18 protein-coding genes are annotated in these 20,364 nt (G+C 67.7%); 1 reads left to right on the top strand and 17 read right to left on the bottom strand.

What is annotated here, in order from left to right:
- Positions 1–198: 198 nt before the first annotated feature.
- The 8 genes from Q3866_RS04525 to Q3866_RS04490 all read right to left on the bottom strand — a co-directional run bounded on the left by Q3866_RS04525 (position 199) and on the right by Q3866_RS04490 (position 8,314).
- Positions 199–1,542: an arginine deiminase gene (locus tag Q3866_RS04525; RefSeq protein WP_301829941.1), complete on the bottom strand. Its 1,344-nt coding sequence runs from the start codon at positions 1,540–1,542 to the stop codon at positions 199–201.
- A gap of 1 nt (position 1,543) precedes the next feature.
- Positions 1,544–1,942: a hypothetical protein gene (locus tag Q3866_RS04520; protein WP_301829939.1), complete on the bottom strand. Its 399-nt coding sequence runs from the start codon at positions 1,940–1,942 to the stop codon at positions 1,544–1,546.
- Positions 1,943–2,156: 214 nt separating this feature from the next.
- Positions 2,157–3,236 (bottom strand): Holliday junction branch migration DNA helicase RuvB, encoded by a 1,080-nt coding sequence (gene ruvB, locus Q3866_RS04515; protein ID WP_301829937.1) that lies wholly within the window; start codon positions 3,234–3,236, stop codon positions 2,157–2,159.
- Positions 3,237–3,878, bottom strand: coding sequence for a Holliday junction branch migration protein RuvA (gene ruvA / locus Q3866_RS04510; RefSeq protein WP_301829934.1), 642 nt, complete (start codon positions 3,876–3,878; stop codon positions 3,237–3,239).
- Positions 3,875–4,450 (bottom strand): crossover junction endodeoxyribonuclease RuvC, encoded by a 576-nt coding sequence (gene ruvC, locus Q3866_RS04505; RefSeq protein ID WP_293826445.1) that lies wholly within the window; start codon positions 4,448–4,450, stop codon positions 3,875–3,877. Before ruvC ends, ruvA begins: the two co-directional genes overlap by 4 nt.
- Positions 4,451–4,621: 171 nt before the next feature.
- Entirely contained in the window at positions 4,622–6,592 is a 1,971-nt protein-coding gene (locus Q3866_RS04500; protein WP_301829932.1) for a hypothetical protein, read from the bottom strand.
- 112 nt (positions 6,593–6,704) lie between these two features.
- Entirely contained in the window at positions 6,705–7,247 is a 543-nt protein-coding gene (locus Q3866_RS04495; protein ID WP_301829931.1) for a DUF3267 domain-containing protein, read from the bottom strand.
- Positions 7,244–8,314, bottom strand: coding sequence for a GNAT family N-acetyltransferase (locus Q3866_RS04490; RefSeq protein ID WP_301829930.1), 1,071 nt, complete (start codon positions 8,312–8,314; stop codon positions 7,244–7,246). Before Q3866_RS04490 ends, Q3866_RS04495 begins: the two co-directional genes overlap by 4 nt.
- A gap of 463 nt (positions 8,315–8,777) precedes the next feature.
- Here Q3866_RS04490 and Q3866_RS04485 point away from each other — a divergent pair, with 463 nt between their 5' ends.
- On the top strand, positions 8,778–9,713 hold the full coding sequence (locus Q3866_RS04485; protein ID WP_301829928.1) for a hypothetical protein: 936 nt from the start codon (positions 8,778–8,780) through the stop codon (positions 9,711–9,713).
- A 536-nt stretch (positions 9,714–10,249) separates the two neighbouring features.
- Here Q3866_RS04485 and Q3866_RS04480 read toward each other — a convergent pair.
- The 9 genes from Q3866_RS04480 to Q3866_RS04440 all read right to left on the bottom strand — a co-directional run bounded on the left by Q3866_RS04480 (position 10,250) and on the right by Q3866_RS04440 (position 19,890).
- Entirely contained in the window at positions 10,250–12,283 is a 2,034-nt protein-coding gene (locus tag Q3866_RS04480) for a class I tRNA ligase family protein (RefSeq protein WP_301829925.1), read from the bottom strand.
- A 172-nt stretch (positions 12,284–12,455) separates the two neighbouring features.
- Complete coding sequence (locus Q3866_RS04475; protein WP_301829923.1) at positions 12,456–13,883, bottom strand: ATP-binding protein; 1,428 nt, start codon at positions 13,881–13,883, stop codon at positions 12,456–12,458.
- Positions 13,884–13,885: 2 nt separating this feature from the next.
- On the bottom strand, positions 13,886–14,569 hold the full coding sequence (locus tag Q3866_RS04470; protein WP_301829922.1) for a response regulator transcription factor: 684 nt from the start codon (positions 14,567–14,569) through the stop codon (positions 13,886–13,888).
- A gap of 37 nt (positions 14,570–14,606) precedes the next feature.
- On the bottom strand, positions 14,607–15,293 hold the full coding sequence (locus Q3866_RS04465; RefSeq protein WP_293826462.1) for a phosphate uptake regulator PhoU: 687 nt from the start codon (positions 15,291–15,293) through the stop codon (positions 14,607–14,609).
- Positions 15,293–16,087: a phosphate ABC transporter ATP-binding protein PstB gene (gene pstB / locus Q3866_RS04460; RefSeq protein WP_301829920.1), complete on the bottom strand. Its 795-nt coding sequence runs from the start codon at positions 16,085–16,087 to the stop codon at positions 15,293–15,295. The genes Q3866_RS04465 and pstB overlap by 1 nt, the downstream gene beginning before the upstream one ends.
- Before the next feature lie 5 nt (positions 16,088–16,092).
- Complete coding sequence (locus Q3866_RS04455; RefSeq protein ID WP_293674038.1) at positions 16,093–16,935, bottom strand: phosphate ABC transporter ATP-binding protein; 843 nt, start codon at positions 16,933–16,935, stop codon at positions 16,093–16,095.
- A complete protein-coding gene (pstA, locus tag Q3866_RS04450; protein WP_301829918.1) occupies positions 16,932–17,972 on the bottom strand; it encodes a phosphate ABC transporter permease PstA in 1,041 nt (346 codons plus the stop codon). The genes Q3866_RS04455 and pstA overlap by 4 nt, the downstream gene beginning before the upstream one ends.
- Positions 17,965–18,867, bottom strand: a complete 903-nt coding sequence (gene pstC / locus Q3866_RS04445; RefSeq protein WP_301829917.1) for a phosphate ABC transporter permease subunit PstC — start codon at positions 18,865–18,867, stop codon at positions 17,965–17,967. The genes pstA and pstC overlap by 8 nt, the downstream gene beginning before the upstream one ends.
- Positions 18,868–18,948: 81 nt before the next feature.
- Positions 18,949–19,890 (bottom strand): phosphate ABC transporter substrate-binding protein, encoded by a 942-nt coding sequence (locus tag Q3866_RS04440; protein WP_301829915.1) that lies wholly within the window; start codon positions 19,888–19,890, stop codon positions 18,949–18,951.
- Between the last annotated feature and the right edge of the window lie 474 nt (positions 19,891–20,364).

The following is a 20,364-nucleotide window of genomic DNA, read 5'->3' as shown; positions in this document are numbered from 1 at the left end:
CCGTGCATCATTGCTTTGAATATTCAAATTCTTGCATAAATCTGTATGTAATCCAATGTTTTGTGATTATAGCGAGATGATATAGCCAATTCAACCCATCCATGCGAGAAGGACGCGGGGCCAGGAGGAGAGGCACGACACCCACGCCCCCAACGGAGACGGGCCGCCAACCGTCAAGGCTGGCAGCCCTCCCGGAGGCTACAGGTTGTCTCTCACGAACGGCATGCTCATGCAGCGCGGGCCCCCGCGGCCACGCGATAGCTCGGAACTGGGCAGCACCACGAGCTCGAGGCCCGCGCGATAGAGGGCCTCGTTGGTGGCGGAGTTTCGTTGGTAGACGCAGATGCGCCCGGGAGCGATGGCGAGGGTGTTGGACCCATCGTTCCACTGCTCGCGCGCGGCCGCGATGGGGTCTCCCCCGCCGCAGCGGATGAGCTGCACGGCGTCGAGCCCGAGGATGCGCGCGAGGATGCGGTCGAGCGAGTCGCGCACCTCCTCGACGGTAAGCTCGCCCGGCTGGGAGCCGCGCGTGATGCGGAAGACCTGCAGCGTGCCAAGGACGGCCGGGTGAACGGTAAACTTGTCGACGTCGATCTGGGTGAGCACGGTGTCGAGGTGCATGAACGCACGACTCTCGGGGATGCGCAGGGCAAAGAGGCGCTCGATGGGACAGGCGTCGTCCCAGATCATGCGGCTCGCGAGGGTGTCGATCGCAGCCGCCTCGGTGCGCTGCGAGATACCCACGCAGATGGTGTCGGGGCCCAAGACGAGGACGTCGCCACCCTCGATGTGATAGGCAAGGTCGCGGTCGTACCACAACGGAACGTTGCGGTAGCCAGGATGGCACGCAAACAGGAAGCGCCCGTAGATGGTCTCGCGGCGGCGCGTGTGTTCGTACATGCGGTTAAGGCTCACACCCGGCCCCACTACGCAGAACGGGTCGCGCGTGAAGTAGAGGTTGGGCATGGGGTCGACGATGAGCTCGGTGTCGGGCTCGGCCGAGTCGCCAAGCGCGGCGACGAGCGTGGAGGTGGAGCCGAGTCGTGCGCTGGTCGCAGCCACCACACCCGTGCCCGCGACGTAGCGGCTGCCCAGCGGCAGCTCGAGCTCGCGGCGCGTGACGCCCGACATGGTCTTGAGCACGAGGTCATAGGGGTCGCGAATGGAGTCGAGCAGCTCGCGGATGGCAGCAAGCGCCACGTTGTCGTGCACGCCGCACTCGGCGAGGAACTGGTTCGTGAACTCCTGGCGCGCGCCCGGCACGGCGGCCAGGGCATCTGCCACGAGACGCTCGAGGTAGACGACCTCGACCCCCTCGTTGCGCAGCAGCTCGGCAAAACGGTCGTGCTCTGCCTGGGCGACCTCGAGGAAGGGGATGTCATCGAAGAGCAGGCGGCCCAGGTCTGCCGGCATGAGGTTGAGCAGCTCTTCGCCGGGGCGGTGCAGGCACACGCGGCGCAGGCGGCCAATCTCGCTGGGCACGTGAAGGGGGCTCTCGGACGCGGGGCGGGCCTGGACGGCGCCGACGTTAGCGGCGGCCATGCTAGTGCTCCCCCAGGCTGGCGTCAAGCTCGGCCAGCTCAGCCGGCACGAAGGAGGGCTCGCAGAGAAACGAGGTGCACACAGCGTCGGCCTGGACGCGGCGCGTCTGCGCAAGCGCGGGCTGGCCCTGGGCATCGTAGGCGTCAGCGATGCGACGCAGCGCATAGTTGGCATAGGACGCGAGCGAGTCTGCCACGCCCGACAGCTCCATCATCGTCACGAGCGAGCTGGGATCGAGCGACATCGCGGTGACGCCGTCGAGGTCGAGCAGCGACCCCACGGCGTCCTCGAGGTCCTTGATGGCCTCGGGGTCGGTGTCGAGGAGGGCCGCGCGCAGGCGACGCGCGAGGACGTTGGCGAAGCGACGCACCATCTCGGTGAGGTAATCACGTTGCAGCATGGTCAGTCCTATACGCTTTGAGCAGGCCCGCCAGCTGCAATGATGCAGGTGGCGGGCCCTTCTCTCTATTCCGGTCTCACTCATTCTATGCGTTTTGGCACCTTGTATATGCGCGCTGGCACAAATACACGGGCTTGCTACCCCTGGGCGGGCGGCGTAAGTAGAGCGGATTGGCGAACGCAGCGGTCGCCAACCGCCCAATCGCCCGCAAGTCCTACCCCTGGGTGGGCGGCGTGACCCCCAGGTGCTCGAAGGCTGCAAGCGTTGCCTGCCTTCCCTGCGGCGTGCGGATGATGAGGCCACGCTGCAGCAGGTAGGGCTCGTAGACGTCCTCCAGGGTCGAGGGGTCCTCGCCCACCGAGCTCGCGATGGTCGAAAGCCCCACGGGCCTGCCGCGGAATGTCACGGCAAGCGCCTGCAAGATCTTGGTGTCCATCCAGTCGAGGCCCAGCTCGTCGATCTCGAAGAAGGTCATGGCCTCGGCGGCTACCTCGGAGGTAATGGCGCCGGCCGCGCGCACCTGCGCGTAGTCCCTCACGCGCTTGAGCAGGCGGTTTGCCAGACGCGGCGTGCCACGGCTGCGGCTTGCCACCTCGAGCGCGGAGTCATGGTCGATGGCGACGCCCAGGATGCCCGCGCTGCGCTCGACGATCTGCGCCAGCTCGTCGACCGAGTAGTAGTCGAGCCTGAACGAGATGCCAAAGCGGTCGCGCAAGGGACCGGTGAGCAGGCCCGTGCGCGTGGTGGCGCCCACCAGGGTAAAGCGCGGCACATCGAGGCGAATCGAGCGGGCCGCGGGGCCCTTGCCAATCACGATGTCGAGGAAGAAGTCCTCCATCGCCGGATAGAGAACCTCCTCGACGTTGTGGTTGAGGCGGTGAATCTCGTCGATGAAGAGCACGTCTCCGGCCTCGAGGTTGGTGAGGATGGCCGCGAGGTCTCCCGTGCGCTCGATGGCCGGGCCGCTCGTGGTGTGGATCTTGGTGCCCATCTCGTTCGCCACGACCGAGGCGAGCGTGGTCTTGCCAAGACCCGGGGGGCCCGAGAAGATCACGTGATCGAGCGGCTCGTGGCGGCTCTTAGCGGCCTCGATGAGCACCCGCAGGTTCTGGCGCACGCGCATCTGGCCACAGTACTCGTCGAGCGTCTGGGGGCGCAGGCTGCGGTCGATGTCGAGGTCGTCGGCCGTGAGCTGGGCCGACACGCCGCGCGGCTGCTGCGAGCCCGCACCATGCGCGGTGCCGGCGCCCGCGCCGTCTGCGAACAGGTCACGCGAGGGGTCTGCCTCCCACATCTACGACCTCCTCCCCAGGCGCTTGAGCGCGTACTCGAGGGCCGTCTTGGTTGTGGTGGCGCCCGCCTGCTCGTAGCCATCGAGCGCAAGCGTGGCCTCCTCGCCCGTGAAGCCCATGGCGAGAAGCGCGGCCGTGACGTCTGCCTCGACGCCCGAGACGCCAACCGGGGTGGGCGCCACGATGCCCGACTTGCTGGGAACGCTCGCGGCGGTGGCAAGGCCCACGAGCGTGGGGTCCTTGGCAAAGACGCCCTCGAGCTCGAGCAGCAGACGTCCGGCGAGCTTCTTGCCCACGCCGGGGGCGGTCGCCATCATGCCGGCGTCGTTCGCCACGACCACGCCCGCGAGCTGCGAGGGCGTAAAGGTCGAGAGCACGGAGAGCGCGAGCTTGGGACCCACGCCCGAGATGGCGCACAGCCTGTCGAAGAGCGAGCGCTCCTCGCGCGTGGAGAAGCCAAAGAGCGTCATGGCGTCCTCGCGCACCTGCAGGCGCGCGAGCAGCGTGACGCCCGGGGTGCCCACCTCGGGCAGCGACCCGGCCGTGACGGCCGAGATGCCGAGCTCGTATCCAACGCCGCCCACGTCAAGCACGGCGCACGAGGCCGTGAGCTCGATGAGCGTACCAGTAAGCTGGACGATCATGCGCCCCTCCTCCTGTCATGTTCGGTCGAGGCGGTGAGCCCCGACTTCGTGGCCGCCATGGCCTTGGCAGCCGCGGCGCCGTGGACGGCCGAGGCCGCGAAGGTGCGGCTGAGGTTTGCGTGGCACACGGCCGCCGCGAGGGCGTCCGCGCAGTGGTCTGGCTTTGGGTCGTGGTCGAGCGCGAGGACGTTGCGCACCATGTACGTTACCTGGCGCTTGTCCGCGGCGCCCGTGCCCACCACGGCCTGCTTGATCTGCATGGGCGTGTAGCTGGCCACCTCGACCCCGCACTGCGAGCACGCCACGAGGGCGGCGCCGCGCGCGTGGGCCGTGAGGATGGCCGAGCGCGTGTTCTGGCCAAAGAAGATGTCCTCGATGGCGACGCTTGCCGGCTCGTAACGGCCGATTGCCTCGGACAGCTCGTTGCAGATGCGGCCCAGGCGCTCGTGGAGCGGCTCGTCGGCCTCAGTGTGGATGCAGCCGTAGGCACGGGCACGCGCAAGCGACCCGCGTGTCTCGATGACGCCCCAGCCCGTGTTTGCCAGGCCGGGATCGATTCCCAGGACGATCATGCGCACCTCCCCGCGAGTTCGTGGCCACCGCGCAAGCGCCGGCCAGCGTCACTACCCGAACACAGGTTCTATTCTAGCATGGCCGCGGGCACTTCTCGCACAGTATACGAAAATATGTTCGAGAAGATGGCAAGCCCAGGCAACCAGCCCCCATAAGCGCAGCTCACAAGCCTAGTTATCCGAGAAGAGCCCACCCATCCAGGGGCCAGGGCCGTCCTTGCCGGGCCTGTTCGACTCGCCCCGCAGGCGTCGGCCGTCTGCAAGCTCCTTGAGAAAGCCCATGAGCTCGCCGGCCTTGGGGCCAATCTGGTCCCTGACCTCGTCGGGAATGGAGAAGTCGAGCCCTGCGGCCGGGGCGCCCGCCGCCTGCCATCCCGCGGGCGCGGACGACGCCGGCGCCATGGGAGCGCCAGCGGGCCTCGTCGAGGCGGCGCGCGGCATCGCGCGAGGCCCGCTGGGGCGCACGCGGTCGACCTCGGCCAGCTCCGCCTCGCTCATCACGCGGTCCCTCCAGGCGTCGGCCACGGGGCGGCCGCACTCCGCAAGCGAGCATGCCGAGACCACCGGGTAGGTTGGCCCCTGGCGACGGCTCGCCTCGCACAGGGCCAGGCGCCCGAGCACGCGCAGGGTGCCCTGCTTGCCCAGGCGCGAGGCAACGAGCTCGGAGGTCTGCGCATGTCGCTCGATACGCAGCAGCAGCACCGCGTCGAGCTCGGAGAGGCGCCCCTCGTCGCTTGTGGCAACGGACTCGAGGCCCAGGCCGCAAGGAACGCACAGACGCTCGAAGCAGCCCGCGCCCATCACGGGCGAAACGGTGTTTCTCCAGCGTGCGGCTCGTGCCACGTCGGAGCGGTAGACGTCGCCAAACGGCGCGAAGGCCCGCGCGGCCACGCAGGCGCCGCCAAGGTGCGCGCCGGCGCCAACCGCGAGCTCGGTCTTGTCGGCACTCGACAGGGCAAGCAGCCCCTCGCCCCGGGCAAGCGCGCCCAGGCGCACCTGCAGAAGCGCCGCCGTGAGGTCGGCCTCGTCATCGCCCAGGGCAGACGCGGCCTGATCGAGGTCGCGGGCGGACACCTCGTCCACGTCGCGGATGCGCAGCAGGCGCACGAGCGCCCGGGCATCATCGAGCGCGGCGCGGTCCCGTGCCGAGACGAGCGCGTGCACGCGCAGCGGCCCCACCGCGTCGACCGCCAGGGTCGCAACGGCGCTGCTCGCAAGCGTTCCGTCGACCACGAGCGCCACGCCGGAAAGGCCGCGCTTGGAGACCTGGTCGCGCACGGCGGCCGCGAGGGCCTCCCATATGAGTGCGGGGCGATCGTAGGCGGGCGCATCGACGGGCTGCGCGAGCGGCCCCTCGTCGAGCACGCCAATATCGCAGGTCAGCAGGTCCTCGGTGTTCGAGGGGGCCACTGCGGCGAGCTCGCCCCAGGGCGCCATCACGAAGCTGCCGCCCACGTAGACCATGTCGTCGTAGGCGCCGGCAGCACCCGCTGCCACCAGCCAGGCGTTGGCGTCGCGAACCTCGCGCGCGTAGCAGCCGTCGGCCACCGAGGGGGCCAGGCAGCTCTGCTCGTCATCGGCGTTGAAGGCGTCGACGGGCATGTAGCAGATGACGTCTGCGGTGAGGTCCTCGGCAAAGGCCGCGAGGTCGGCCGCGGAGAGCGCCAGGCCCAGGGCGATGCCACGATAGTCGACGACCGTGGGCTCGACGAGCTGCGCCACGTCTGCGGCGACGGGCGGCGCGAGTGGGTCGGCGGCGGGGAAGATGCCTCGTCCGGTGTCGCCGAAGGTCCCCAGCGGCAGCGACCCGTCGACCGCCGAGGCGGCCTTGAGCGCGCCGCCGCAGATGACCGCGACGTCGAAGCGCGGCGAGCCGGACGCGCACGAGACGAAGGGAACGAGCGCGTCGACCTTGAGCCCGCAGGCCAGGCGCTTGAGCGCGAGAATCATCGCAAGCTGGTAGGACTCATCGGCCACAAGCGTCTGGGGGTCTGGGCCCATGAGGGCAGCGGCCGGATAAACCACGAGGCCACAGCCCTGCTCGGCTGCTTGGTTGCCATACGCGAGCATTGCGGCCACCGTGCGGTCAAAGTCGCCCGGCGTCGTGTTCATCTGGGCGACGGCAATCTTCAAGCTATCCATACGCATACCTTTCGCAAGCCCGCCGCGGCCGCAAGACGGCTGACAGGCAGAGGTTTCTCGCACAGCATCCTACCGCGGGCCTGTGACGGGCGCGAGCGGGGCAGGAACGCGCCTACGCCTTGGCGGCGAGCAGGCGCACGCCCACCTCGGTGTCCTGGCAGTGCGTGCAGGCGGACTCGCGGGTAACGATCCAGGCGGCGAGCAGGTCTCCCGCGCATCCAGACAGGTGGAAAGACGCCGCAAGAAGAGCAATAAACAGCAGGTCAAACACCATACCAATTAGAACGTGCGCAACGGTGAGCACCACCGTGGGCGCAAGCAGCACAACGAGGAAGCGCCCGCGGGTGAGCACGAGCCCCGGGCACCCCGCGTAGAGCATGCCGTCCGCGTGCCCAAAGCGCACACGCACGCCGCGGCCGCCCAGGAGCCTGAAGAAGAGGGCGTGGACGAGCTCGTGGACGGGCAGCGACACCAGCGTGACGCCCGCAAGCAGGGCAAGCGCCGTCAGCGGGTGAAGGGCGACGCCGCTCGTAAGCAGGGGTGCTACCGCAAACGTCGCCACGAGGCCACACGCGAGGAGCACAAGGCTCCAGCGCGTGAGCCGGGCACGCAGCCGCTCGTCTCCCAGGAAGTCGATGTCAAGAAGCTCGGTCATCGCACGGGCTCCCCGTCAGGTGAGACGGCGGAGGCGCGGGGCGCAGCGTCCTCAGTGTGGGACGCGCAGCACACGGCACGGGGCGCGGCGGGGTCGCCCTGGGGCACGATCCCCTCGCCATCGAGACGTAGCTCGTAGACGTTGGTCCACCCCGTAAGGGACAGCCCCTCATAGGGGAACCACACCGGCTTGTGGAGAACAAATCCCAGCTCATGGTACAAGTTGTTGGAGAGGCTCTGCGGCGAGGTGTTGATACGCAGCGCCTTGCAACCCCGTGCGATGCCCTCGCGCGCATAGACGGCGAGCAGCGCCGTCGCCACGCCACGGCCACGCGCCGCGGGGTCAGCCGCGAGCAGGTGACACGTGAGCCACTCGCCCGGCTCGAGGGGAGCAAGTGGCAGCTCGACGCCGGGAAGGCCAAGGTCGCCGTCGAGCGACATGGCCCCGAGGACGGCGTCGCCGGGACCGCTGGCGGCCGCGTCCTGCGCCACCCAGGTCGTGCCCGCCTCGATGCGATTGCGCACGTCGTTGGGCAGCGGCCAGTAGCCGCGCTTCCAGCCGCACGTCTCGGCACCGGGAACGTCGCAGGAGTCGAGCAGGTGATCATACATCGCCTGGACGGCGGGCTCGTCGTCCATGATGGCGCGGCGCACGACAAGCGAGTCGCCCGTCTCGCGCACCTGGGGTCCCAGCTCGCCAAACGTCACAAGGGGACGATGGCGGCGCACGGGCTCGGCATCGAGGATGCGGGCGGGGGCGAGGGCGCGCGCCTCGTCGACGTCGGGCCCGGCCAGCCAAAACTGCGTGATGCCCAGGCGACTCGCCACCTCGAGGACGTCGGCCGGCTCGACGTTGTCCTCGATGACCACGACGCTGCCACCACGGGAGACACGGTCCTCGAGCATCCCAGAGACGGGCCGACTGTCCACGAAGATGAGGGGTGCCGGGCCGTAGGTCACCGCGAACGGTGTGCCCGGCTCGTCGGTGACGCCAGCGGGAGCGAAGACGCGCGCGCCCGCCGTGATGCCGCTGGGAACACGCACCCCCACCTCGCAGGTTGCTTTCATCCTCGCCCTCCCCTTTCGTTCTGCCCCGCCCGTTGCGTGCCACACCTGCGGCGCGCGCGTGGACCCCGCTCGCTGCGCGCCACGCTTTCGGCACAACGCGGGCGCGTCCCGCCCGCTACGCACCACGCTTCCGGCACGACGCGGGCGCGTCCCGTCCGTTGTGCGCTGAGCGCCCCGGCCTCGTCGCGCTTCTCGTGCTGCTCGCACCTCTCGCGCTTCTCGTGCTGCTCGCGTTTCTCATGCGAATCGCAACGCGTCGACGACCCTCGCGTGGCCGCATCTCTCGCACCTCTTATCCACGATGATACCTTTTGCGGCCGCGATGCCGCCGCCCGCCGATTGCGCCACCCCGCCACTTGCGCGCCACAAGCCGTCCACCTCGCGTGTTAGGTTTGTGTTTGCCCAAGCACGGGGATTTGTTAGACGCAACCGCTAGCATGGCCCAAACGAGCGAGGAGGAGTCATGCCCAGCGATGAGGTCATCGTGTCCCACGAGAGCGCCCTGCTCTACCACCGTGCCCGTCGCCTGGCCGAGGCCCGCGGCAATGACCTCGAGGTAGAAAGCGTGACCGACCTTCTCGCCCTCCTCGGCCAACCAAAGCTCGACGTCCTGGTGTTGGATGGACACAACCGTTCGCGGCACACAGACGTCCGCGAGCACGCAAGCTCCCGAGAGACCCTCTCGTTCACCACGCCGATTGTCCCAGGCTTGCGCATCAGCACCCCCGAACTTGCCCTTTGGCAGCTTGCAGGGGTTAAGCACCCCACGGACGTCGAACTCATGGCCTACGAAGCCTGCGGCTCATATGTTCCGGACAATACGAGTACGGTTGGTTGCATATGCGACCTGGCACCCCTGTGCTCGACCGGCTCCATCGCAAGGATTGCCGACGAGCTTGACGACACAGTGGGTCGAAGGAGAAGGGCCAGGGTGAGGAACCTGCTCGCATCCGTTGTCGATGCTGCGGCCTCGCCCGCAGAGGCAAAACTGTGTCTCGCCATGGTTTCGCCGCGACTCGCGGGCGGATTTGGCCTGCCCAAGCCGATTCTCAACAGCGAGGTGATTCTTACGGGCGATGCGCGAGCGCTAACCAAGAAGCGAATCGTCATGCCCGATGGCCTTTGGGCTGCCGAGGGCCTGATGTACGAGTACCTCGGAGCGATTCATGCGAGTCAAAAGAAGATGGAAGAGGACGCCGGGCGCGACAACGCCCTTCTCGCAATGGGGTATCAGGTCATGCGTATCACGCGCAAGCAGGTCAACAACTATGACCTCTATCGAGGGCTGATGGAGACGATCAGACTCAACCTGCACGTGCGGCTCGAGCTTCCCAGTCCGCGCATTCTCGAGCAGCAGTATTCGCTGTGGAAGAAACTGTATAGGTCTAACGGCGATTGAGGACCCACTGGAATGGCGGCTCGTCAATCGCCGGGATGGCATCTCGCCCACCGACCGTCCGACGTTTGCATCAAACAGCCGTTTTGTGTAATGCACGATTTGGCGGTTTGTTGCAGTTGACCAGTTTATGCGGCAAAACGATCTGCACAAACCGGCAGTTTGTTGCGAAGAATCGGTTTGGGAAGATGGGTGCCTTACAGGAATCGGCCGTTTGCTGCAAACAACCATGCGCGAGCGGCTCATAGCCCTACACAGAACGGCACTTTGCAGCAAACGGCACCCACGGGAAGGCAACCGACTTACAGGAATCGGTCGTTTGCCGCAAACGACCATGCGCGAGCGGCTCATAGCCCTACACAGAACGGCACTTTGCAGCAAACGACCACGGACGAGCGACCCATCGCCCCACACAAACCGGCACTTTGCAGCAAACGGCAGTCACGAGCACGCGGGCACGCCCGCCGCCCGCGCTCGCGGCGCATACAAAAAGGCCGCCGCCCGCATGTGGCATGCGGGCGGCGGCCAAGCGATGAGCCCTACTTCTTGTACTGGCTCTCGTGCTTGCGGAAGAAGTCGAAGCGCGGGGGCAGCTCCATGAGCGCGTGCTCGCTCGCATCCTCGCCCAGGGCCTCCGCCAGCTGGCGCGGCGTCTCGAGCGCGTGCTCCCAGCTGAAGAAGTCGTGCTTCTCAAAGCCCATGTGCTCGCAAATCAGCTCGCAGCCGGCGGGCACCGCGGGGTGCATGAGCAGCGCCGTCGTGCGAAGCGCGGCGAACGCGTCGGCCAGGGCGGCCACGTAGGCGGCCTCGTCGTCGCCCGCGGCCTTGCTCGCCGCGTCCCAGCGCTTGTTGGCCGCGCGGGCGAACTCCTCCACCGCGGCAAGCGCTCCGTGGAAGTCCATCCCGTGCACCGTGCGCTCAAACGCCAGCGTGGCGGCCCGGCACTCCTCGATGACCTCGGCAGACGCCTCGACCGCGGGCAGCTTGCCGCCGCACGCCCTCTGCGCGCCGTAGAAGCAGCTGCGCGCGAGGCGGTTGAAGATGTTGGTGAGGAAAGCACTCTCCTTGAGGGCCGGGTCGACCACGCGCGGGTCGTTGCAGACCAGCACGTCCTCGCCCGTCTTCTTGTCCTTGTGGCTCACGCTCGTGTCGTACACCTTGGGCGAGAAGCTCACAGCCTTGGCGTCGAGCGCCAACGACAGCCAGTGGGCGCGCAGCTGCTCGGGGGTGTAGTGGTCGAGCAGCTCGGCGGCCATGGGCGGCTTGATGGCGCCCGAGCTCGAGGCCTTCTTGTTCATGAACAGGATGTGGTAGTTGGCCACGGGCGTCGTCTGCTTGAGGCCCCAGCCCATCGCCTCCCACATCGCGGGCTGCGCCACGCAGTAGAAGTAGATGTTGTCCTGGCCAATGAACTGGAAAACGCGCGCGTCGTCGGAGCACCACCAGTCGCGCCAGTTGTCACTGCTGTAGCGGCCCTCGTCGGCGCCGGCCAACGCGGCCTGCGTGAACGAGATGGGCGCCCACAGGCTCTCGGGCCAGCACCACACGGTGAGGCCCTCGGTGCCCTCGAGGTCGGGCGCGGCCACGCCCCAGTCGATGTTGCCGGTGATGCGGAACGGCAGCAGGCACTTGCCGGTGCGGAAGCGCACGTGCGCACCCTCGAGCACCTCGCGCGCCTCGTCGCGAGCCTCCCAGTTGGCGAACTCGACCGAGAAGGACGCCTGGTTGCCCTGCGCCTCGTGAACGGTGTGCTTAGGCAGCTTCTCGGCCACGGCGTCGAAGTCTGCGCGCAGTTCGTTCTTGATGTAGATGACCGGCGCCACGAGGCTCTCGCGCACCGTCTTGGTCACGATGGAGCGCACCTGCGGGTCGGCGTCCCACTCGTCCATGAGCTCGTCGAGCGCGTCGCGGAAGGCGGGCAGGTCAAAGTACCAGTTGTCGCACGGGCGCAGCTCGGGCTTGGTGCCAGTGAGCTGCGACACGGGGTTGATGAGCTCCTCGGGGTCGAACTGGTGACCCAGGTCGCACTCGTCTGCATAGGCCTTCTCGGACTTGCAGCCGCGCACGGGGCAGCGGCCAATGACCTGGCGGCCGTTGAGGAACGTCTTGGCCTCGGTGTCATAGAACTGCAGCGTGGAGCGCTTCTTGAGGACGCCCGCCTCGTACAGGCGGCGGATCCACTCGTCGGAGAGCTCGGCATGGAAGGGCGCGGCCGGCTCCAGGCCCGAGCCGGAGAAGATGTCGAGAGAGATCTCGTAGGCGTCGAGCGCCGCCTTCTGGTTGTCGTGGTGGCCGCGCACGTAGTCGGTGATGGTGCCGGTAAACTCGCCGGCCTCGGTGAGTTTACGGTAGCCCTCCATGATGGGCGAGCCATAGCAGTCCGTTCCTGAGACGAACAGGACGTTGCGCTCGCCAATACGGTCGCGCAGGAAGCGGGCGAAGAAGTCTGCCGGAACGAACACGCCGCCAATGTGGCCAAAGTGCAGGTCCTTGTTGCCATAGGGCATGCCGGCCGTGACGACGGCACGCGCCGGGAAGCTGGGACGCGAGGAAGTGGAAGCGTCAGTTGCCATGTGAGCCTCTCTGTTGAGCTAGATAACCTGTTTATTCTAGCGCAGCCACGCAGGCCGAGAAGCGCGCGGCAGTACCCGGACGCGGCCGAGAGGCACGGGCACGCCCTCGCGCTAGAGGTGGATTGCAGACGCGGCGGGCGCCGGGGCGGCCGAGAAGCGCACGGCAGGTGCCCTACTCCCCCAGGGTCGAGACGAGCGACTCGGCCGGGAAGCGCACGCAGATGGTGGTGCCGCGCCCCTCCTCAGAGTCGAGAGTGAGCTCTGCGCCGTGCAGCATCGCGGCGTGCTTCACGATGGCCAGGCCCAGGCCCGTGCCGCCGGTGTCCCGCGAGCGGCTCGCGTCGACGCGGTAGAAGCGCTCGAACACCTTTCCCTGCTGGGCCGTCGGGATGCCGCGGCCGGAGTCTGCCACCACGACCACGGGCCGGCCGTCCTCGATGCGCGCCGAGACGTCGACGAAGCCGCCTTCGCGGTTGTAGCGAATGGCGTTGTCGCACAGGTTGTAGACGAGCTCGTCGAGCAGGTGCGGCATGCCACGCACCACGCAGCTCTCCCCCGTCGCGGCGATCTCCACGCCCGCGGCCTCGGCGGCGGGCGCGAGACGGCGCGCCACCTCGCTCACCGTGCGGCCCAAATCGACCGGCTCGACCGAGCCCAGCAGGCCCTGGTCACCGCTTCGCTCGGACTCGTCGAGCTTGGAGAGGGTGAGGATGTCGTTCACGAGCTCGGTCATGTGGTGGGCCTCGTCGTAGATGCGCCCGGCGAACTCGGGCACGTCCTCGGGACGGGCGATGCCGTCGCGGATGAGCTCGGCCGCGCCCTGGATCGAGGAGAGCGGCGTCTTAAGCTCGTGGGTCACGTTGGAGGTGAACTCGCGGCGCATGAGGTCGGCCCCGCGCAGCTCCTCCACCTGGTCGGAGATGCGCTCGATGAGCGGCTCGAGCTCGACGTAGCTCGAGTGCGGCTCGGGGTCTGCCGGGTCGATCGCGTCGATGGGCGCCACGAGGCGGTCTGCCACGAGGCGTGAGGCCGCCCAGCACAGCAGCACCACGGCCGCGACCACGGTGCAGACGAGCAGCATGTCATGCTTGATGGCCGTCATGGCGCCGTCGCGGTCGACGGCGAGACGCACGACGTTTCCGTTGGAGAGGCGCACGGCGCGATAGATTGACACGTAGCCACTCGTCTCGGAGTCGCGCTCGGCCGCGCCCGCGCCGGTCTGCAGGGCCTGGGCGATCTCGGGGCGATCGGCGTGGTTGGGCATCTCGGCCACGTTGTTCTGGTTGTCATAGAGCACGTTGCCGTCTGAGGCCACGAGCGTAACGCGCACGTCCTGCGAGGCAAACGAGGTAAGGCGCATGACGTCCACGTCGCTGCCCGACAGCGCCGAGCGCACGATGCGGCACTCGCGCTCGAGCATCTTGCCGGCGTCGTCGACGCTCGCGCTCTGGTAGATGAGCGAGGAGCACACGAGCACGGCCACCGCGGCGACGGCGGAGAGCACCGCCAGGGCCACGAAGAAGCGCCGGGCAAGCGAGGGCTGCCGACGCGCGCGGGCGTCCTCGGTGGGGGTGGTGTCCGTCGTGGCCGTGTCGCTCATGGCTAGCCTCTCAGTCTGTAGCCGACGCCCCTCACCGTCTCGATGAGGTCGGCATGCTCGCCCAGCTTCTGTCGCAGCGTCTGGACGTGGACGTCGACCGTGCGGCTACCGCCGTCGAAGTCCCAGCCCCACACGCGCTGCAACAGCGTCTCGCGGTTGAAGACGACCCCCGGAGACCTCATAAGGAAGGATAGCAGCTCGAACTCGCGCACGGTGAGGCTCATGGGGTCGCCGGCGCACGAGACCTCGTGGCGCGAGTCGGACAGGCGCAGCGGCCCCACCTCGACCACGTCGGAGGCCGCGGGCGCGTCCGCGGGCCCCTGCTGCGAGCGGCGCAGCAGGGCCCTCACGCGACTCACCATCTCCATCATGCCAAAGGGCTTGGCGAGGTAGTCGTCGGCGCCGTCGTCGAGGGCGGTCACCGTGTCGAGCTCGGAGTCGCGGGCCGTGAGCATCATCACGGGCACGTGCGCGAGGCCGGGCGTCTGGCGGATGCGGTGCAGGATGGACAGGCCGTCCGTGTCGGGGAGCATGATGTCGAGCAGCACCGCGTCGGGCACGCGCTCGGCGCAGGCGCGGCGAAAGGCCGCGTCGTCCGCCAGGCCCTTGGCCTCGATGCCGGCCTGCGCCAGCGCATAGACCACAAGCTCGCGAATGTTCTTCTCGTCCTCGACGTAGTAGATCACAGGGGCGCTCCCCATCCCGTTGGCCTCCACCTCGGGACTACGCCTCCTCGGAGCCGGACGGCGCATCCCCATAGGAAAGGATACGCTCGCCGCTCACGCGGAAGAACGTCCAATCGGCGACGCGCTGCGCCTTGTCGCCGATGCGCTCGAAGTACTTGGCCACCATGAGCAGCTCGGGCAGGCTCGCCGCGGTGCCCTGGCCGCCCTTGATGAGGTCGACGACCTCCTGCTCGCAGGCCGTGTAGAGGCGGTCGAGCTCGTCGTCGGCGTCGATGACGGCACGGGCCTGGACGGTGTCGGAGCCCACGAAGGCCGCCACCGCACCCTCGACCATCGCGGCGGCGCGGTCGGCCATGGCCTGGAAGTTGCCGCCGAGCTCGGTGGGGGCGTCGGCGGGCATCTCGGAGTAGATGAACGCGACGTCGCGGGTCATCGAGTCAATCTGGGCGAGGTCGGAGACGATGCGGAACGTCGCCGAAACGAAGCGCAGGTCCTCGCCCACGAGGGGCTGCTGGAGCAGCATCGTGTCGAGGCAGATGCCCTCAATCTGGGTGCGCAGACGCTCGGCGGCCTTGCGGCCCTCGATGATGCCGGCGTCGGCACCGGCGTCGCCCGTGGCGGCGAGGCCCGCCGCGCGGACATCTGCCGCGGACTTCTCGCCAAAGCGCATGATCAGCGCCTCCATGTCCTTGAGCTGCTTGAGAAACTCGGTGCGGGTAGCCATTAGCTGAACCTTCCTGAGAGGTATTCCTGCGTGCGGGTCTGCTGGGGGTTCGAGAACAGGTCGCGGGTGCGGCCGGCCTCGACGAGCTCTCCCAGGTAGAAGAAGGCGGTCTTGTCGGCCACGCGGGCGGCCTGCTGCATGTTGTGCGTCACGACGACCACCGTGTGCTGCTTGGCGAGCTTGAGCATGAGCTCCTCGACCACGAGGGTCGAGATGGGGTCGAGGGCGCTCGTGGGCTCGTCCATGAGCAGCACGTCGGGACTCGTGGCAAGCGCTCGGGCGATGCACAGGCGCTGCTGCTGGCCGCCCGACAGCCCCAGGCCGCTGTGGTCGAGCTTGTCCTTGACCTCGTCCCAGAGAGCCGCCTCGGTAAGGCAGCGCTCCACGAGCTCGTCGGCCTCGGCGCGGCCCAGCTTGCGCATGCGCGACGGGCCGTAGAGCACGTTGTCGCGGATGCTCATCGGGAACGGGTTGGGGTGCTGGAAGACCATGCCCACGTGCACGCGCAGGACGTTCGCGTCCATCTCGAAGACGTCGCGGCCGCAGAACTCGACGGTGCCGTTGGTGTGCACGCCCTCGACGAAGTCGCACATGCGGTTGAACGTGCGCAGAAGCGTCGACTTGCCGCAGCCCGACGGGCCGATGAAGGCGCAGCAGCGCTTCTCGGGAATCTCGAGGGAGATGCCCTTGAGGGCCTGGAAATCCCCGTACCAGAGGTTGAAGTCGCGCACGCTGATGGCGCTCGCGACGCCCTCGATCTCGCGGCCGGTCCTCGTTTCGAACTCCTTAGCCATCCGTATCAGCCAAACCTTCCGCTCAGGTAGTCGGCGAGACGCTGGTCCCTGGGCGCCATGAAGACCTGCTTCGTGGGGCCGCACTCGACCATGTCTCCCATGTAGAAGAACGCCGTGCGGTCTGAGACGCGCGTGGCCTGCTCCATGTTGTGCGTCACGATCGCCACGCAGATGCCCGCGTCGGCGATGGCGCGAATCGTTTGCTCGACCGTGAAGGTCGAGATGGGGTCGAGCGCCGAGCACGGCTCGTCGAACAGCACCACGTCGGGCTGCATCGCCAGGGTGCGCGCGATGCACAGGCGCTGCTGCTGGCCGCCGGAAAGGCCCAGGCCGCTACGGTCGAGCTTGTCCTTGACCTCGTCCCACAGGGCCGCCTGACGCAGGCTCCTCTCGACCAGCTCGTCTGCGGCCTCCCTGCTCGCGATGCGACCATGGCGGCGCGGGGCGAAGAGAATGTTCTCGCGAATCGACTTGCGAAAGGGCGTGGGCTGCTGGAACACCATGCCGATGGAGCAACGCAGCTCGTAGAGGTTCTCCTGGCGCGTGTTGACGTCGCGGCCGTGGTAGTAGATGTGGCCGCCCACGTCGCAGCGGGCGATCTCGCGGTTCATGAGGTTGAGGCAGCGCAGGAAGGTCGACTTGCCACAGCCCGACGGGCCGATGAGGGCCGTGACGGTGCCGGCATCGAAGGCGAGACTCGTGGGGTGCAGAGCCTCGTGGGTGTGGTCGTAGCGCACCGTGACGTCCTGCGTGGCGAGCAGGTGCTCGTCGGGGCTGGGGGCGCAGGCGGCGGCCGCCTGGGCAGCGATGATCCTGTCGGCCAGCTCCTCGTTTACGGTCTGGGTCATTCGCTCGTCAGCCTCCTCGAGAGCTCCTTGCCGGTCACGCGGGCAAGCACGTTGAACAGCAGCACGCAGATGATGAGCACCGCGGCGGTGCCCCAGACGATCTCGTCGTTGCCGGGAGTGGGCTCCATCTTGAGCTTCCAGATGTGCACGGCAAGCGTCTCGGCGGGGCGGAAGATGTTCCACGGGCTGCGCGGGCTCGTGATGGCGGCGGCGAAGTTGATGCGCGCGGCGGCCGAGCCCGAGGTGAAGATCAGGGCGGCAGCCTCGCCGAACACGCGGCCGGCCGAGATGACCACGCCGGTCGCGATCGCGGGCATGGCGGCCGGGAGCAGCACGTTGATGGTGGTCTCCCAACGGGTGAGGCCCATGGCCAGGGCGGCGTCGCGCTGCGACTGGGGAACGTCGGCGAGCGCCTGCTGGATGACACGCACCAGGATGGGGATGTTGAACATCGTGAGGGCGAGGGCGCCGGCGATGATCGAGATGCCCCAGCCCAGCACCACGACGAAGAACAGGCTGCCAAACATGCCCACGACGATCGACGGCAGGCTCGAGAGGGTCTCGATGGCCGTGGAGGCCGCGGTGGTGACCCAATTGTCGGGCGCGTACTCGACCAGGAAGATCGCCGCGCCCAGGCTCACCGGCAGGCTGATGATGAGCGTGATGACGAGCATGTAGAACGAGTCGAACAGCTGCGTGGCGATGCCGGGCAGGACCTTGTCGGCCGAGTCGTTCACGAGGAATCCCGGCTGAAAGACCTTGCCGATGCCGCGCGAGAGGATGTAGGCGACGATGGCTGCGAGCAGCAGCAGGACGAGACCGGCGATGGCGGTGAGCACGCCGGTGGCGATGCGGTCCTGACGTCCGATGCGACGGGCGTGGGCGTCGAGGTCGACGGCGGCGGTCGCGGAGTCGGTGGCGGCCGCGGCGGCGACGCGCCCGGCGCCCTTATAGGTGCCCTTCTCGGCCACGCCCTGGTCGGCGGGTTGGTCGGCGCGGAACTCGGCGGGATCGCTGGCAAACGTAGAGCTATCCATTCTTCTTTGCTCCCCTCTTGCCAATGACGTGGATGATCATGATGAACAGCAGCGACATGCCCATGAGCAGCAAGCCCAGGCTCCACAGGGCGTGGTACTCGACCGAGCCCGTGGTGGCGTTGGCGAGGCCGCTCGTGAGGGCCGTGGTGAGCGTGGCCGCCGGGTCAAGAAGGCCGGAGGGCATGGCCTTCTCGACGCCACCGATGACCATCTGCACGGCGAGCGTCTCGCCAAAGGCGCGGGTCATGCCCAAGATGACGGCCGTCATGAGGCTGGGCAGCGCACTCTTGAGGACGACGTGGGTCACGGTCTGCCAGCGGGTGCAGCCCAGGGCGTAGGAGCCCTCGCGGTACTCGTTGGGAACCGCGGTGAGCGCGTCGATGGACAGCGTCGTGACCGTGGGCAAGATCATGACCGCAAGCACGATGGCACCCGACAGGATGCCCGCGCCGGTGCCGGCAGCCTCGCCAAAGATCGCGCGCATCGCGGCGTTCACCACCGTGAGGCCGATGAGGCCGTAGACGACCGAGGGGATGCCCACGAGCAGCTCGACCAGCGGCTGGAAGACCTTGCGGCCAAAGACCGGCTGGACCTCGACCACGAAGATGGCCGAGCCCAGGGCGATGGGCAGCGCGAACAGGGTGGAGAGCAGCGTCACGGAGAAGGAGCCCACGATGAGCGGGGCCGCGCCGTAGCGCCCGTCGGACGGGATCCAATTCTGTCCGGTGATGAAGCTGCCAAAGTCAACGCCATCGGTAAAGAACGTGGTGAGGCCCTCGGTCGCCACCATGACGATGAGCGTCACGACGACGAGCGCCACGAGCGCCACGCAGGCGCCCGTGAGGCCCAGGCCCACGTTCTCCAGGCTCCTCTTTGGCATCAGGCGTTTTGCCATGAAGTGTCCTTTGCGAGTGGGGAGAAAAAGGGACGAGGCGCGCCCCCGAGTCGAAGACGCGCCCCGCGAAGGGAGGTGAGACTAGGCGGCGGAGATGGTGCCCGAGGCGTCCTTCTTGACCTTCATGCCGGTCAGGGGGATGAAGCCCTTCTCCTCGACGAGCGAGCCCTGGACCTCGTCAGAGAGCATGTAGTCGATGAAGGCCTTGGTGACCTCGTCGGCGTCGGAGGCGGTGTACATGTGCTCGTAGGACCAGATCTTGAAGTCGCCGGACTCGACGTTCTCGCTCTTGGGCTCGACGCCGTTGACCTTCAGGGCCTTGAACTTCGTGTCATCGAAGTAGGAGAAGGCGAGGTAGGAGATGGCGCCAGCGGTCTGCTGGAGCTTCTCGACAACGGTGCCCGAGGAGTCCTCCTCGGCAACCGGCTTGAAGGAGTCGGGCACGGTGGCGCCGGCGAGGACGGCGCTCTCGAAGGTGGCGCGGGTGCCGGAGCCGGCCTTGCGGTTGATGACCTGGATGGGGCCGGCGGTGCCGCCCACCTGGCTCCAGTCGGTGATCTCGCCGGTGAAGATGCCCTTGAGCTGCTCGGTGGTGAGCTCGTCGACGTCGACGTCGCTGTTCACGACCGGGCCCATGCCCACAACGGCAACCTGGTTGTCGACGAGCTTGGCGGCGTCGGCGGCCTCGAGCTTCTCCTCGGCGAAGATGTCGGAACGGCCGATCTGAGCCTTGCCGTCCTTGACGTCGGACAGGCCCTGGCCGGAGCCGCCGCCCGAGATGGTGATGGTGACGTTGGCGTTGGCGTCCATGAAGGCGTTGGCGGCGTCCTCGACGAGCGGCTGGAAGCTCGTGGCGCCCGAGCAGGTGACGGAGCCGGAGAGGTCGGCGGCAGTCTCCGTGCTGGCGGCGGCGGTGGAGGCGGAGCCGGAGCCACCGCAGCCAACGAGGCCGAGGCCGGCGAACGCGGCGAGGCCACCGGCCAGGCCACCGAGGAACTGACGACGAGACATGTCCATGCTCATGATTCTCCCTTGAGAGTGGTGTGTGGGGGCGTGCGGGCGACCGGCTTCCCTGTCGGCCTTTGGGCCCGCGCCTCCGTGTCGTGAATCAATCTATAGGCCAGCGGTTGCGATTCCTCGTTCAACGGCCGTCCCTTACGTTTGCCTGACGACTCCTTACAGCCGCGTGACGCGGGCTTACGTTTCGTTTACATTTCGCGGGCTGGCGAACGTTGCTGCAGGGTGTTGCGCTTACACAAGGCGGTCGTTTGCTGCAAGAGGCCGTTCTCGGCAGGGGCAGGGGCTTACACAAATCGGCCTTTTGTTGCAATCCACCGTTCTCGGCAGCACCACGCCCTGAAGGAATCGGTCGTTTGCTGCAATCCGCCGTTCTCGGCAGCGCTGCGGCTTACACAAAACGGGCGTTTGCTGCAATCCACCGCTCTCGGCAGCGCTGCGGCTTACACAAAACGGGCGTTTGCTGCAATCCACCGCTCT

The sequence above is a fragment of the uncultured Parolsenella sp. genome, from assembly GCF_958346945.1.
Lineage (GTDB): Bacteria > Actinomycetota > Coriobacteriia > Coriobacteriales > Atopobiaceae > Parolsenella.
Note: the sequence above shows the minus strand (reverse complement) of the source record. Positions and strands in the feature narration are given on the sequence as shown.